At 66.1% G+C, this 13,997-nt stretch carries 13 protein-coding genes; 4 read left to right on the top strand and 9 right to left on the bottom strand.

All coding sequences use genetic code 11. The annotated features are described in order from the left end of the window. Positions 1 to 17: 17 nt before the first annotated feature. The 3 genes from TV39_RS06310 to TV39_RS06320 form a co-directional block, all read right to left on the bottom strand. A complete protein-coding gene (locus TV39_RS06310; RefSeq protein ID WP_043479753.1) occupies positions 18 to 2,012 on the bottom strand; it encodes a penicillin-binding transpeptidase domain-containing protein in 1,995 nt (664 codons plus the stop codon). 100 nt (positions 2,013 to 2,112) lie between these two features. After that, on the bottom strand, positions 2,113 to 2,769 hold the full coding sequence (locus TV39_RS06315) for a response regulator (protein WP_043479754.1): 657 nt from the start codon (positions 2,767 to 2,769) through the stop codon (positions 2,113 to 2,115). Then, on the bottom strand, positions 2,766 to 4,067 hold the full coding sequence (locus TV39_RS06320; RefSeq protein ID WP_052500515.1) for a sensor histidine kinase: 1,302 nt from the start codon (positions 4,065 to 4,067) through the stop codon (positions 2,766 to 2,768). Before TV39_RS06320 ends, TV39_RS06315 begins: the two co-directional genes overlap by 4 nt. A gap of 201 nt (positions 4,068 to 4,268) precedes the next feature. Between TV39_RS06320 and TV39_RS06325 the strand changes: the two genes are divergently transcribed. Next, positions 4,269 to 5,375 (top strand): FtsX-like permease family protein, encoded by a 1,107-nt coding sequence (locus TV39_RS06325; RefSeq protein ID WP_043479758.1) that lies wholly within the window; start codon positions 4,269 to 4,271, stop codon positions 5,373 to 5,375. A 40-nt stretch (positions 5,376 to 5,415) separates the two neighbouring features. After that, complete coding sequence (locus TV39_RS06330) at positions 5,416 to 6,129, top strand: ABC transporter ATP-binding protein (protein WP_043479759.1); 714 nt, start codon at positions 5,416 to 5,418, stop codon at positions 6,127 to 6,129. Here the strand turns inward: TV39_RS06330 and TV39_RS06335 are convergent. Further along, positions 6,090 to 6,494: a winged helix-turn-helix transcriptional regulator gene (locus tag TV39_RS06335; protein WP_043479761.1), complete on the bottom strand. Its 405-nt coding sequence runs from the start codon at positions 6,492 to 6,494 to the stop codon at positions 6,090 to 6,092. The genes TV39_RS06330 and TV39_RS06335 overlap by 40 nt on opposite strands. Before the next feature lie 79 nt (positions 6,495 to 6,573). Here TV39_RS06335 and TV39_RS06340 point away from each other — a divergent pair, with 79 nt between their 5' ends. Next, positions 6,574 to 7,224 (top strand): NAD(P)-dependent oxidoreductase, encoded by a 651-nt coding sequence (locus tag TV39_RS06340; protein WP_043479762.1) that lies wholly within the window; start codon positions 6,574 to 6,576, stop codon positions 7,222 to 7,224. Positions 7,225 to 7,238: 14 nt separating this feature from the next. Here TV39_RS06340 and TV39_RS06345 read toward each other — a convergent pair whose 3' ends face one another. From TV39_RS06345 to TV39_RS06360, 5 genes are all read right to left on the bottom strand, one after another. Next, the gene (locus tag TV39_RS06345) at positions 7,239 to 8,684 is read right to left on the bottom strand and encodes a phytoene desaturase family protein (RefSeq protein WP_043479764.1); all 1,446 of its coding nucleotides are present in this window, start codon (positions 8,682 to 8,684) and stop codon (positions 7,239 to 7,241) included. Then, positions 8,677 to 10,146, bottom strand: a complete 1,470-nt coding sequence (locus tag TV39_RS06350; protein ID WP_043479766.1) for a glycosyltransferase family 87 protein — start codon at positions 10,144 to 10,146, stop codon at positions 8,677 to 8,679. Before TV39_RS06350 ends, TV39_RS06345 begins: the two co-directional genes overlap by 8 nt. 184 nt (positions 10,147 to 10,330) lie before the next feature. Then, positions 10,331 to 10,474, bottom strand: a complete 144-nt coding sequence (locus tag TV39_RS22330; RefSeq protein WP_200890964.1) for a hypothetical protein — start codon at positions 10,472 to 10,474, stop codon at positions 10,331 to 10,333. A 682-nt stretch (positions 10,475 to 11,156) separates the two neighbouring features. Then, entirely contained in the window at positions 11,157 to 11,741 is a 585-nt protein-coding gene (locus TV39_RS06355; protein WP_043479767.1) for a histidine phosphatase family protein, read from the bottom strand. Continuing rightward, entirely contained in the window at positions 11,742 to 13,232 is a 1,491-nt protein-coding gene (locus TV39_RS06360) for a CCA tRNA nucleotidyltransferase (protein ID WP_043479768.1), read from the bottom strand. A gap of 160 nt (positions 13,233 to 13,392) precedes the next feature. Here TV39_RS06360 and TV39_RS06365 point away from each other — a divergent pair, with 160 nt between their 5' ends. Then, positions 13,393 to 13,941: an NUDIX hydrolase gene (locus TV39_RS06365; protein ID WP_011693979.1), complete on the top strand. Its 549-nt coding sequence runs from the start codon at positions 13,393 to 13,395 to the stop codon at positions 13,939 to 13,941. Positions 13,942 to 13,997: the final 56 nt, after the last annotated feature.

Consider the following 13,997-nt stretch of genomic DNA (forward strand, 5'->3'; position numbering starts at 1 on the left):
TTTGAGGGGAGGACGGGTCATCCCGCCGAGGTCAGGAACTCCTTGAGCAACGGACCGGAGGTTGTGGCGCCCAGGCCGCCCTCTTCAACGAAGACGGCAACGGCGAGGTCTCCGTGCACGGCCACGATCCAGGCGTGCGTCTTGGGCGGATTCTCGTTGCCGAATTCGGCGGTGCCCGTCTTCGCTCCCACCGGTTCCCCCGGCACGGATGCCAGGAATCCTGCGTGGCCCGAGGTGACTACGGCCCGCATCATGTCGGCCAGGGCCGCTGCTTCCGCCGCCGTAACCGGCTTCTCGGCGGCTTTTGCGGGGGCAGGCGCGGTGGAGGACAACGACGGCGACGTTCCGGCCGCCGTCGGGGTTCCGGAGCCCTCGGGGGCTGCCGTGCCGGATCCTGCGTCCGTGTTCAGGACAAGCGTGGGAGACACCGGGGATCCCTTGGCCACCGAACCGGCCATCACGGCCGCAGCAAGCGGGGAAAGCAGTACTTTGCCCTGCCCGATCATGGAGGCGGCATGCTCGGTACCGGCAGCTTCCCCGGGGACGGAACCCAGGAAGGCGTCGGCCCCCAGGCCGGGCGCCTCGACGGCGACCCCGAGGGAGGTGGCCGCGGATTCAAGCTGGGCCTGGCTGACGGAGTCGCGGGCGGCGATGAAGGCGGTGTTGCAGGAGTGCGCAAACGCGTCCCGCAGGGTGACAGACCCCAGGGAGCCTTCCGGATAGCCCTCGGCGTTCTTGAACGTGCGGCCGTCCACCGTGAGCGTCGGTGTGCATTCAACCTTGGAATCCGGGGTCATTCCGTTGCGGATCATGGCTAGTGAATCCACCACCTTGAATGTTGAACCCGGAGCGTACTGTCCCAGCATGGCGGTGTTGTACCCGTTGCTGCCCGGTCCCGAAGCTGCGGCCAGGACCGCACCGCTGGAGGGACGGAGGGCAACGATGGCGGACGCCGGGCCAACATCGGCCAGGACATCCTCGGCGAGCTGTTGCAGCCTGGGGTCCAGCGTGGTTTTCACCGGGGTGCCCGGTTCCATCCCGACCTGGAACAGGGTCCGGCGGCCCTCGTTGGGCAACGCCTGCTTCTCCTCGGCTGTCAGTCCTGCCTTTTCGGCAAAAACCTGGATTCCGTCCGTTCCGCGGAGCTGGGCGTCGTACTGCTGCTGAAGCCCGCCGGTACCTGTCGTGTCGCCGGCTTTGAGCGCTCCGCCGGATTTTTCGATCTGTTCGGCGTTGGCCTCGGCGGCGGTGCCCAGGAGGGCGCGCGCGAAGGTGCGGCTTGGCGCCAGCGGCAGGACTCCGGCGATGGACCGGGCGCCGGGGATCCGGGCGATCTGCTCGTCCGTAATGGTTCGGCCGTCCTGGCGCAGGGTGATGGCGGTGACGAAGGCCTCGGGGCCGGCCGCCTGGACCTGCTGAGTGTAGGCGGCGGGATCCACTCCTACCAGCTGGGCAAGTTTGGCGGCCGACGCGGCAGGGTCGGCCGCACCCAGCTTGGGCTTGTCTATGCCAACGTCCACCACGGGACGGTAGGTGACGAGTTTCGCGTCGCCAGCTCCCAGGATGTCCGCCCGCTGAGGCGACTGGGTGGCTGCGGCGAGGACTTCGCCGTCGGCCAGTTCAGGGGCCAGCAGGGCAGGCTTCCACACGGTCAGCCATTTGTCGCCGGATTTCTTCAGTTCGGCAGAGGCCGTGTACTTCCACTCGCCGGAGCCGACCTTCCAGCTGTAGTTCAGCGGGACCGTGGCGGTGTCCTTATCAAACGTCAATTCTCCGGCCTCGACAGCCGGCTTGGCGGGACCGAGCCCTTGGAAGACTTCTTTCAGGCGCTCGTTTGCTGCCGCGGCGTCGGTACCTTCAAAAGCGATGGAGCCGACGTCCAGGGCGGCCACAGCGGACGCGAGCTGCTTGGCTGCGTCCTGCGCCCCGGCACGGCCGTCATCGCAGGCCACCAGCGATCCACCCATAATGAGTCCGACAAGAGCAAGCGAAAGTTTCTGAAAGTTCCCCATCGCGCCATTATGCCCGCAAGCACGGACAAAGTTCTTGTCACATGGACCGTGCTGGAAGACACCTGCCCGGCGGCTACAGGGCGCCGGCCGCGATGCCGGCTCACACGGGCCGGATGATCCGGCGCTGCGTTGCCGCCGAGATCGCCGCCGTGCGGTTGTCCACGCCGAGTTTCCCGTAAATATGCACCAGGTGGGTCTTGACGGTGGCCTCGGAAATGAACAGCTGCCTGGCGATGGCGCGGTTCGTCAGTCCGGTGGCCAGGAGCTGCAGCAGTTGGATTTCCCGTGCGGACAGCGCCGGTTCGGGGTTCCGGATCCTGCCCATCAGCCGGGCGGCCACTTCGGGGGCCAGCGCCGTCCTGCCTGCTGCGGCGGAAAGGACGGCCTGGCGGATGTGCTCAGGCGGCGCATCCTTGAGCATGTAGCCGCTGGCGCCGGCTTCGACGGCGGCGAGGATGTCGGCGTCGGAATCGTAGGTGGTCAGGATCAGCACCGGCGGGGCGGGAGTTCCCGCCTCGCCGGCCTTGATTTTCTGCGTGGCCGTGACGCCGTCCATGCCTGCCCCCATTTGCAGGTCCATCAGGACCACGTCCACGGGCTCGCCCAGCGCGCGGAACCTGGCGAGCTGGGCCAGTGCGGCGGCACCGTCGCCGGATTCGGCCGCCACGGTGATGCCCTCGAAGTCGCCCAGCATGGCCCGGAGGCCGGCGCGGACCACGGGGTGGTCGTCCACCAGAAGGATCCGGATTCCGCTCATGCCCTCAACCCGCTTGCCGGCTTCCCGGCCGCCGCACTGTCCACCAGCGGGAGCCGGATGGCCACCACCGTTCCCTCATCCGGGGCCGATTCGATGTCCAGCGTTCCGGCCAGGGCCGTCACGCGTTCCCGGAGGGACCGGAGGCCGTACCCGGAACCGTCTCGTGGCTGTGGCTGATCTCCGCCGGCCGCCGCCGGCGGGCGGAACCCCACACCGTCGTCGTAAATGTCCATGGCCACTTCGGTCCCCATAAAGGACAGGGTCACGACGGCGTTGCGTGCCTTCGCGTGCACCCAGACATTGGCGAGGCTCGCCTGGGCGGCACGCAGGAGCGTGGTGGAGTACGGATTGGATAGCTCAACGGGGGTGCCCTCGAGGTCGAATCGGCACCGAAAGCCTGCCCCGCGTGCCGCCGCCTCGGTCTCCGTCTTTTCACAGAGCCGGCGGAGGCTGCCCACCAGGGACATCTGCTCGAGCGCCGGCGACTGCAGGCCGCGGACAAAGTTCCGCGCCTCGGCGAGGTTGGCGGACGCAGTCTCCTGCACGGTCCGGAGCCGCTCGCGCGCCGCGGCCGTGTCGCCGTCGTCGAGCGCCTTTTCAGCTGAGCGGCTCATCAGCACGATGCTGGAGAAGCCCTGGGCCAGGGTGTCGTGTATTTCGCGGGCCAGCCGTGCCCGCTCGGTCAGCGTTCCGGCGTCGTGCTGGCTGCGGGCCAGTTCCCCGCGCGTCCGGCGCAATTCCTCGGCCGCGAGGCGCTGATTCTCCGCCTCAAGGTACAGCGCCCGGTACGCGAGGCCGGTGATCACGGCGAAGGCTGCTCCGAAAACCGGCCCCAGCACCATCGGCATCTCCAGCGCCGGCCCGGCAGCACCCCGATTGTGGAACCAGAGCGCAACGACAACCAGCACAGTGGATGCCGCAATGACCGGCAGGGCCACGCGTCTCGGCAGCACGTGCAGCTGCAGGAAGAAGAGCGGGAAGGCCAGCCAGACGAAGTCCGCGCTGAACCAGATCAGCACCAGCCACAGGACCGAGACCGCACCAAGCCACCACCCCGCATAAGGGTGCGGATCGAATCGCTTCGTATCCGTGGAGTGGCGTTTCTCCAGCACGGTGCCGATGAAGTAGACGGCTGCGAGCAGCAGGGCGGGGATGAAGGCCAACCAGCCGGAAAGCCCCGGGCCGGACATCAGGACGCGCGCCGTGGCCACCAGCAGCAGGACGGCGAAGCCCACGTGGAGGCTGACCCTCAGCAGCCGCAGGATAATCCCGGAACCGCTGGATTCACCAGGTATCAACACTTGCCTCGCATCAATCCAGCGTATCCTCCGGGGCCCGGGTTTCCCGGCGAAACGGGGCAGTGCCGCCGGAGATCAACCTTTCGGTTGATACTCGGCTCCATCACGTGGCCCCTGCCGACCAACCGGCCTGCCGATGTGCACTGCCGCACGCGGCGGAAGAGTGGAACCAGCAGTCCACACCGCCACGAAAGGAACCCCTTGTTTCTCGCCATTCGAGATCTCCGCTTTGCCAAAGGACGCTTTGCCCTGATGGCAGCCGTCATCGCCCTGATCACCCTGTTGCTCGTGATGCTCTCGGGCCTGACCGCCGGTTTGGGAAACCAGTCGACGTCGGCGATCGCCGCGCTGGGTGCCGACCAGATCGTGTTCGGCGCCCCCGACGGCACTCCGGCCAAGGCATCCTTCACCGAGTCGGAAGTCAACCGGGACCAGCTTGCCGCCTGGTCCGGACAGGACGGTGTTTCGGGCGTGGAGGCGCTCGGCATCAGCCAGGCCCGCGCGCAGGCTGTCGGTCCCGCCGGCGCCCCCGGCGGCACCGCAAACGTGGCCGTCTTTGGAACCGGCAACGGACTGTCCGGGGACCGGCCCGTTCTGCCTGATTCTCCAGGGGACGGAACTGTGCTGGTGGGCGAAACCCTCGCTGCGGACCTTAGCCTCAGCCCCGGCAGCCTCCTGTCAGTGGGCGGGCTGGAACTCGCCGTCGCGGACATCGTCCCGGACGAGTGGTATTCACATACGGGCGTTATCTGGACGTCGCTGAATGACTGGCGGCAATTGGCCCGGGCAGGCAGCGGCTCCCTCGGCACCGTGCTGGCCGTGACGTTCGACGCCGGCGCCCGGGTTGACGTCGAGGCCGCCAATGCAGCGGCCGGAACAGTCAGCGCAAGCCGGCAAGGTTCGTTCCAGGCGCTGGGGTCATACAAAAGCGAGAACGGCTCGCTGGTCCTGATGCAGGCGTTCCTGTACGGCATCTCGGCCCTGGTGATCGTGGCGTTCCTGACGGTGTGGACTGTTCAGCGGACCCGGGACATTGCCGTGGTCAAGGCGATGGGCGGCTCACCGGGTTATGTGCTCCGGGATGCGCTGGCGCAGGCCGGCATGGTGTTGGCGGCAGGGACGGTCGCCGGCGGCGGGGCAGGACTGCTGGGCGGGCTTCTTGCGGCACAAGCTGCCCCGTTCCTGGTCACGCCGGCCACCACCCTCGTGCCGGTCGCAGGAATCCTGCTCCTGGGCCTCGGCGGAGCCGCGGTGGCAGTCCGCGGCGTTACCCGGGTTGACCCGCTGCTCGCCCTCGGCGGCAACTAATTTCTCCCACCACAGCTATATTCCTCGAAAGGAATACTCATTGGATACCCCGCTCAACCTCGTCAACGTCACGCTCGAGTACCCGGACGGAGACTCCACCCTCAAGGCGCTGGACCAGGTAAGCCTTGCCCTTGGCGCAGGGGACTTCCTCGCCCTGGTAGGGCCCTCAGGCTCCGGAAAGTCCTCCGTGCTGGCAGTCTCCGCTGCGCTGCTCCGCCCCACATCGGGCACTGTGGCAATCGATGGCCAGGAGGTCACGGCCCTGCGGGACGCCGAGCTAACCTCCCTGCGCAGGGAGAAGATCGGCATCATTTTCCAGCAACCCAATCTCCTGCCGTCGTTGACTGCGGCCGAACAGCTCCTGCTGGCGGACCACCTGCGCGGGAAGCCGCTGCCGGCCGCCCGCAAGCGCGCGGCCGAACTCCTGGACGTGGTCGGACTCGGGACGGTCGGGGACAAGCGCCCTCACCAGTTGTCGGGCGGACAGCGGCAGCGCGTCAACATTGCACGGGCACTGATGGGCCGGCCCAAGGTACTGCTCGTGGATGAACCGACTGCGGCGCTGGACCACGAGCGGAGTGCCGGGATTGTCCGGCTCCTGCGCGAGGTCACCGACGAATTCAACGTGGCCACGGTGATGGTCACGCACGACACCGAGTTCGTGCCGCTGACGGATGCCGTGGCCACCATGCGGGATGGACGGATTTCCGCCCTTCATCCCTCCGGCGGCGTCCCCTCACGGGCGTCGTCGTAGGCATCCCTGGCGTGCAGGATGGTGGGGACGTTGGACTCGGCCCATTCCCGGAGGACGGCGAGGGGGCCGAGCAGTGACCGCCCCAGGTCGGTCAGCTGGTAATCGACCCGCGGCGGGACTTGGGCGAACACGGTCCGGGTCACCAGCCCGTCCCTTTCCAGCGCCCTCAGGGTCTGGGTCAGCACCTTGGGCGTGATCACATGGACATGCTTGCGTAATTCGGAGAAGCGGACGGGTCCATCGGCCAGCACCTGGACCACCAGCGACGCCCATTTGTCGCCGATTCTCTGGAAAACCACCCTGGACGGGCACCGCGGATCCATGATGTCTGCACCGGGCCTGGCGTCGGTCGTAATGGTATCCATTCAGCACCTCGTTTCTGCTTCGTCCCTAGGTATCCTAGAGATACTGTGAATTCCTACGGTACCCAATACAAGGAGCGCCATGAAAATCGCAGTGTACGGTGCCACCGGGATGGTGGGCGGACAGATCGTCAAGGAATCGCTGCGGCGCGGCCATGACGTCACCGCCATTTCGCGGACGGGCGCAGCGGTACCGGGCGCCACTGCATGCCGCGCAGAACTGGCGGACCTGCGCACGTTCAGTAACGTCGCCCAGGACCACGACGCCGTTGTGCTGGCCACGGTGCCCAGCCGGACGGGCGGCGATCATGGCGAATGGCTGGCAGCCATGAAGGCAGCCTTTGCCAGTGCCGGCACCACGCGGCTGCTGGTGGTGGGCGGAGCCGGGGCGCTCGAAATCAATGGAACGCGGCTCTGCGATTCCCCCGAGTTTCCCGAACCCTACCGTCCCGAGGCACGCAGCATGGCCGCCGCCTACGATGAAATCCGCTCAGCTCCGGAGACCCTCAACTGGACCATGCTGGCGCCCGCCCCCGTCATGCAGCCGGGAACCCGGAGCGGCAGGTACGTGACAGCGGACAATTCGCCCGCCGGCCGGTCCATCACCACGCAGGACTTCGCCGTGGCCATGCTGGACGAGTTGGAATCACCGTCCCACCCCCGCTCCCGCTTCACGGTCGCAAACCCGGACCCGAACCCGGACGCGGTTCCGTCGGGGTACCCCGTCTCCTGATCCGGAAGGCCTGCCTAAAGCTTCAGTCCGAGAACGGGCATACGCAATCCGAATATATCTTTCAGGGCATATCTTGCAGCGTGGAACCCGGGCATGCCGGTAACGCCCGGCCCGGGAGGTGTTGACGAGGAGCACAAGTACACGCCTGACAGGGGGGTGCGCCAGGGTACGGCGCTGATCACCGGCCGCTGGATCAGTCCGCGGAGATCCATCAGGCCGGCGGCAAAGTCTCCGCCCACATAGTTCTGGTTGTATTCCGCCAGCCCCGCCGCCGTCGTCACGTGCACCTGGACCACGAGGTCCCGGAAACCGGGTGCGAAGCGTTCCAGCTGGGCCGTCACCGCCTCCGCCATGTCCACCGTTGACCCTGCCGGTACATGGCAGTACGTCCACAGGATGTGCCGCCCTTCCGGTGCCCGGGAATCGTCGAACCGTGACGGCTGGGACACCAGGACATAGGGCCGTTCCGGATGTTTCCCCGCGGCCACCTGGTTTTCCGCTTCGGCCATCTCGGCACGTGTGCCGCCCACGTGGACAGTTCCCGCATCTGCCAGTCCCGCAGCCTCCCACGGAACAGGACCGGACAGGATGAAATCGACTTTGCAGGCGGCATTTCCAAAGCGGAACGACTCAAGGGAACGGCGGTAACCGGCTGGCAGCCTGTCCCCGGCAAGCCTGAGCAGTGCCGGCGGGGCAATGTCCAGCAGCGTGGCCCTGGCAGGCGGAAGTTCGGCCAGGGATTCGATCCGACGTCCTGTTTCCACCGTGCCCCCGTGGGCCTCGATATCCCGCACCATGGCACCGGCGATGGACGCTGATCCGCCCACGGGAATCGGCCAGCCCTGCGCATGCGCCAGCGTCCCGAGCATCAGACCCGCCCCCGCGGGTGCCAGCGACGGCAGCCGCCCCACGGAGTGCGCGGCGACGCCGGTCAGGAGGGCCGGCGCCAGTTCGTCCTTGAATCCGGCGTTCCAGGCCGCTGAGCCCTGCCCGAGGGTCCGCAGGCCGAAGAGCACCGCGGCAAGCGGGTCACGGGGGACCCGCAGGAGCTGGTTGAGCGTGAAGTCGGCAATGCCCTCCACCCGGCGGACCAGCGGTGCCATCAGGCGCCGGTAGGCCGGGCCGTCCCGGCCGAGCCCTGCGGCAGTGCGGTCCAGGGAGCGGAAGGCAAGGGCGGCCCGGCCGCCGTCCAGGGGCGATCCGAAGGAAAGCTCCGGAGTAACGAGGTCAATCCGACGGGACAGCTCGAAGGCCTGGAAGAACGGTGAGGCGAGGGCCATCGGCTGGACAGCAGAGCAAATGTCGTGCAGGTGGCCGGGCTGCATCAGCTCCGACGTCCGCAGGCCGCCTCCGGGGGTGCCCGCGGCTTCGAATACGTGCACCTTGAGGCCCGCGCGGGCCATGGCCACGGCAGCGGCGAGCCCGTTCGGGCCGGATCCGACGACGGCGACGTCAGGCATCGCTGGCCGCCCGCCGCCAGGGGAGTGTTGAGGCCGCGGGGTCTGCCGGGTTTATCCGCAGCCAGTCCCCAACGCCGTCGAACGGGCCGCCCTGGGGATCGTCCAGCGAGTGGCGGCGGACCACGTCGTAACCCGGGTCCCAGATGTCCCACGCCACGCGGACCATCAAGTAGGCCGTGGCAATCATATGCAGGGCCACCGCCAGTACGTAATACGGCATATCGATGTTGTGCTGCGTCGGGCCGCCGCTGGTCGCCTGCCCCAGGTACATCCACACGGCCGCCCAGTGAAGTCCTTCGATCCCCTGCCAGATGAGGAAGTCGCGCCAGCGCGGACGGGCCAGGGCAAGCAGGGGGATGAGCCAGATGACGAACTGGGGTGAGTACACCTTGTTCGTCAGGATGAATGCGGCAACGATCAGGAACGCCAGCTGCGCCAGCCGGGGCCGGCGCGGTGCTGTCAGGGCCAGGACGGCGATGAGTATGCAGCTGATGAGGAAGAGGTTGAGGGCGAGGGCGTTGATGGCCTCGGACCCCAGCGGCAGCCACTGCAGGCGACCGGCCACCAGGTTGTAGGCGAACCAGGGGGAGCTGTAACCGGCGGGGCGGTCCTCCGTGAACTGGTAGAAGTACGTCCAGCCCGAGGGGTTCATGGCGGCTATGGGAACGTTGACGGCGAGCCAGGCCGCTGCGGCGGCCGCTGCCGTGACGAGCAGCGGCCGGATCTTTCCGGTCCTCAGGGCCAGGAGGAGGATCGCGCCGAAGACCAACAACGGATACAGCTTGGTGGCCGTCCCCAGGCCAATGAAGACGCCGGCCAGCACCAGCCGTTTGCGGGAAAAGAAATACATGCCGACGGCGAGCAGGCCCACCGCCCACATGTCCCAGTTGATCACCCCGGCGAGGATTATTCCGGGGGCTACGGCCACCATGGCGGCGTCCCAGGGCCGGCGCCTGCTCATGCGGGCTGTTGCGAGGACCGTGACGATCCAGACGGCGGCGATGAGGGTGGCGTTGACGTCGAAGTAACCGAGGATGCGCGCGTCCGTGGCGCCCTGTCCGGGGAGCAGCATGGCCGTCAGCCCGGCGATGATGCCCATCAGGACCGGATATTCGAAGAAACTGCCTTCGCTGAAGAAGGGGAAGGTGCCCTCGCCGAGTCCCCTGTTGCGGAAGAGCTCCGGGAAGTCCGAGTAGCAGGTGGAGTAGAACTGTCCCGGCGACTCCCAGCCGTTTGACCGGCAGTAGTTCTTGACCAGGACGCTTGCCATGGCTGCCATCACGGTAAGGATGATGAGGACGCGTTCCACGGTGAACACTCCGGGTGCGACAATGCCCGGCGCGGTACGCCTCCCCATCGGGCCGCCGATGAGTTCAGTGAAGTTCCTGAGCAGGAGATCGCTACGGCTCGGGATGACCAGGCGCGTTCTCTTTCGGTGCGCCGGCGGCAATGTCTCCTGCATCCCCCGAGCTTACCGTCGCGGTTGCGCTCCGACTGCCCCGGAATGACAGGCGTTCCGGCAAACAAAAAGCCCACGCGTCGCCGCGTGGGCTTTTTGGGCATGGATACGGCTCGATGCCATCGGTTCCTCCTTGATATTTCCTTCCCGGCTGCAGCCCGGGATGTTCAGAAAGGAAGGACGCGGCTCAGCGGATGACGCCGCCCATCTGGTGCAGTACGACGTAGACATCTTCACGCTTCTGGTCCAAGAGCTGGCCGTTGAACAGCGTCTGGTCTTTGAGCGCTGGCTGCCAACCCAGGCGCAGAACGCGTCGGAGTCTTTCCATCATGGTTACCTCCTCCCGCGGCGTTGTTCGGCGGCGTCGGACACGATCGGCCTGTGTGGTGGTGCTGGCGGTGATGCTCACGTGGATCCTTTGTTAGTTGGATTGCACCCGAAATTGGGCATGACAATTAGGGCCAGTTAATTGACGGAATTGACGGCGGGAATTAGGGCATGGAAATGCCCGGGTGGATATTTCCCGGAACAAAAAACGCCAGGAGCAATTGGTGGATTTCGCTAAGCGAAGAATGGCCCCCGAATGCAGGTACGCCTCAGTCCCGACAAGAAGCTGGTTCCGAACTATGGGGTGTTGCGCAACCGCATGGGCCCGCGTGGACGGCCGACTGCCGGCCGGTTTTCTTGGACAGGAAGCCGGCTACCAGGATGCCGGCCGAAGGGCCGGAGTCCGCAGGTTAGGAGGCAGTCAGTCCGTGAAGTGGGCGTTGGAAGCAGCCGGGGCCGGGAACGCGGTGATGGTCATCTTCCATCCGCTAGTCAAAGTAATCATTTCCCAACCTCCTTTTCTGCTATGCCGCTGTTCGGTTGACTGACTGGACAATTGACCAGCCGAACAACGCGCGCCGATGACCCTGGCAAAACGCTCTAGGGTCAGGAATAAAATTACACTATCCTCCGGGCCTTTGACTACTGAATTCAGAAGATTCCCGGAAGTATTTTATAAATCGTCTTTATAGTCCCCAGCGGACTATGGCTGGAGTCTTCTTGTCCCATCCAAGGGTGCAGACTTTCGCTGTACCCAGGATGAAATGGCGGCCTTCGTGCGGGTCCAGCCCCAGCCAGCGCGCCGTCAGGATCCTGGAGAAGTGTCCGTGGGCCACAATGAGGACATTGTCCAGTCCGGATTCCAGCACACGGGCCACTATCTTGTCCGCCCGTGCAGCAACTTCCTCCAGGGCTTCGCCGTTGGGCACGCCGTGGGTCCAGATCAGGTACTCCGGATTGTCCTTGCGGATCAGGTCGGAGCTGATTCCCTCATAATCGCCATAGTTCCATTCCACTGCGAGCGGTTCCTGTTCGGCATCGGGAAATCCCGCCAGTTCCGCCGTGCGGCGTGCCCTCCGCAACGGTGAGGTCAGCACCAGGTCGAAGTCGACGGCGTCGAGGATCTTGCGTGCCTCGACAGACTGCTGCTCGCCCTCCACCGTCAGGGGCAGGTCGGTGAGTCCGGTGTACTGGCCGCTCTTGGACCATTCGGTCTCGCCGTGGCGCAGGATCCAGAGCTGGGGGCGGGCAGTGCTGTTAAGTGAAACCACTTAGGACTCCTCGGTAGTGGAAAGTTCGACGCCGGCGGCAGGCTGTTGTTCGGCGGCTTCGGGCTGGTCCGCCCACCACTCGCGGAGCCTGGCCTCCGCCACTGCCGGATCGAGCGGGCCGTGCTCCATCCGCTGTTCAAGCAGGAACTTGTAGGCCTTGCCCACCACGGGGCCGGGCTTCAGTCCGAGCAAGGCCATGATCTGGCCGCCGTCCAGGTCGGGCCGGACCGCTTCCAGTGATTCCTGCTCACGCAGCCCCGCGATGCGCGCCTCAAGGTCGTCATAGGCAAAGGACAGCCGGTCCGCCTTGCGCTGGTTGCGGGTGGTCACATCGGACCTCGTCAGCAGGTGCAGCCGCTCCAGGAGGGGACCTGCGTCCGTAACATAGCGGCGGACCGCCGAGTCGCTCCAGCCGGCCTCTCCGTAACCGTAGAAGCGCATGTGCAGCTCTACCAGCCGGGCAACCGCCTTGATGGTGTCGTTATCGAAGCGGAGGGCCTTCATCCGCTTCTTGGTCAGTTTGGAGCCCACCATGTCGTGGTGTCGGAAGCTCACCGCGCCGCCCGGTTCAAAACGGCGCGTAACCGGCTTGCCGACGTCGTGCATCAGCGCCGCAAACCGCAGGACAAAATCGGGGCCGGGCACGGCGCCGTCGGAATCCGTCTCCAGGGACGCAGCCTGCTCCAGCACCTGCAGCGAGTGCTGGTAGACGTCCTTGTGCCGGTGGTGTTCGTCGGCTTCCAGGCGCAGGGCGGAGACTTCCGGCAGGACGAATTCGGCCAGGCCGGTGTCCACCAGGAGGTCGATGCCCACGCGGGGACGGGCTCCGCAGATGAGCTTCACCAGTTCCTCGCGAATACGCTCCGCGGAAATGATGGTGATCCGTTCCGCCATCTGCGACATTGCCTGCTTCACGTCCGCGCGGACCGACACACCGAGCTGGGAGGCAAAGCGGGCCGCCCGCATCATGCGCAGCGGGTCGTCGGAAAAGGACGTCTCCGGCGCACCGGGCGTAGCCAGTACGGAGGCGTGGAGGTCGCGGACACCGCCGAAGGGGTCGATCAGCTCCATCGAGGGCAGCCGCAACGCCATGGCATTGATGGTGAAGTCCCGGCGAAGAAGGTCGTCGGTCAGCGAAGACCCGAAGGCGACCATGGGTTTCCGCGACTCGGGGTCGTACGCTTCGGCGCGGTAGGTGGTGATCTCGATCTGGAAGCCGGACTTCCGCATTCCGATGGTGCCGAATGCCCGTCCGATCTCCCAGAAGTTGTCCGCCCATTTCTTGATCAGCGCGAGGGTCTGGTCCGGGGTGGCGTCCGTGGTGAAGTCAAGATCGGGGGAGGTCCTGCCGAGGAAGAGGTCACGCACAGGGCCGCCCACCAGCGACAATTCATGCCCGGCATCGACGAAGCGCTGCCCGAGCTCCAGGACCACCGGGTCCACCTGGAAATCGACGGTGTGCGGGTCGGACTTTTGATGTGCGTGCGCCATAGTTACTTAAGCTTGTCAGAAAACCACGCCAACAAGCACCAATCGGGGCCGCCTAACCGCGCCGTTACGCCCCCGGTTCCGGAATTCGCGTCACACGCAGTCCACTTTCTTGTCATGTTCCGGTCATCACCAACGGGCAAGAGTCGTTAGAGTGGACTTCATGGCCCATCCCGTACCGAGTGCTCCTGGCAGGAGGACAAACCCACCGTTGCCGTCGGCAATCGGTGCCCATGTCGCGCCCGCCCAGCACCCCGGGCCGGCCTCGCTGCCCACCGTTGAGGAAATCTCCGCCGGCGGCGTCGTCGTTGACACGTCCGACGGCGAGCTGAGGGTTGCGATCATCGCCCGCCTCAACCGCGGCGGACGCCTCGAATGGTGCCTGCCTAAGGGCCACCCGGAGGGCAAGGAAAAGAACGAGGAAGCGGCCGTCCGCGAAATCGCCGAGGAAACCGGCATCAGCGGCGACATCCTGGCCCCGCTGGGGAGCATCGACTACTGGTTCACCGTCAGCGGACACCGCGTCCACAAGACCGTACACCACTACCTGCTCCGGGCCACGGGCGGCGAGCTGACCATCGAAAACGATCCCGACCAGGAAGCCGTGGACGTCGCCTGGGTCCCCATCCAGGAACTCGCCCGCAAGCTGTCCTTTCCGAATGAGCGCCGCATCGCCGACCTCGCCAGAGAAGTCCTGCCGGAACACCTCTGAGGTCCCGTGACTGATTCCATGAAGCGCCGCCCACGTGCCTAACTGCGCACCTTTGA

Source organism: Arthrobacter sp. SPG23 (assembly GCF_000876655.1).
Taxonomy (GTDB): domain Bacteria; phylum Actinomycetota; class Actinomycetes; order Actinomycetales; family Micrococcaceae; genus Arthrobacter.

Coding starts and splice junctions, on each gene's coding strand:
- TV39_RS06310 (WP_043479753.1), bottom strand. CDS start 2,012: ATGGGGAACTTTCAGAAACTTTCGCTTGCTCTTGTCGGACTCATTATG.
- TV39_RS06315 (WP_043479754.1), bottom strand. CDS start 2,769: ATGAGCGGAATCCGGATCCTTCTGGTGGACGACCACCCCGTGGTCCGC.
- TV39_RS06335 (WP_043479761.1), bottom strand. CDS start 6,494: ATGGATACCATTACGACCGACGCCAGGCCCGGTGCAGACATCATGGAT.
- TV39_RS06340 (WP_043479762.1), top strand. CDS start 6,574: ATGAAAATCGCAGTGTACGGTGCCACCGGGATGGTGGGCGGACAGATC.
- TV39_RS06345 (WP_043479764.1), bottom strand. CDS start 8,684: ATGCCTGACGTCGCCGTCGTCGGATCCGGCCCGAACGGGCTCGCCGCT.
- TV39_RS06350 (WP_043479766.1), bottom strand. CDS start 10,146: ATGCAGGAGACATTGCCGCCGGCGCACCGAAAGAGAACGCGCCTGGTC.
- TV39_RS22330 (WP_200890964.1), bottom strand. CDS start 10,474: ATGATGGAAAGACTCCGACGCGTTCTGCGCCTGGGTTGGCAGCCAGCG.
- TV39_RS06360 (WP_043479768.1), bottom strand. CDS start 13,232: ATGGCGCACGCACATCAAAAGTCCGACCCGCACACCGTCGATTTCCAG.
- TV39_RS06365 (WP_011693979.1), top strand. CDS start 13,393: ATGGCCCATCCCGTACCGAGTGCTCCTGGCAGGAGGACAAACCCACCG.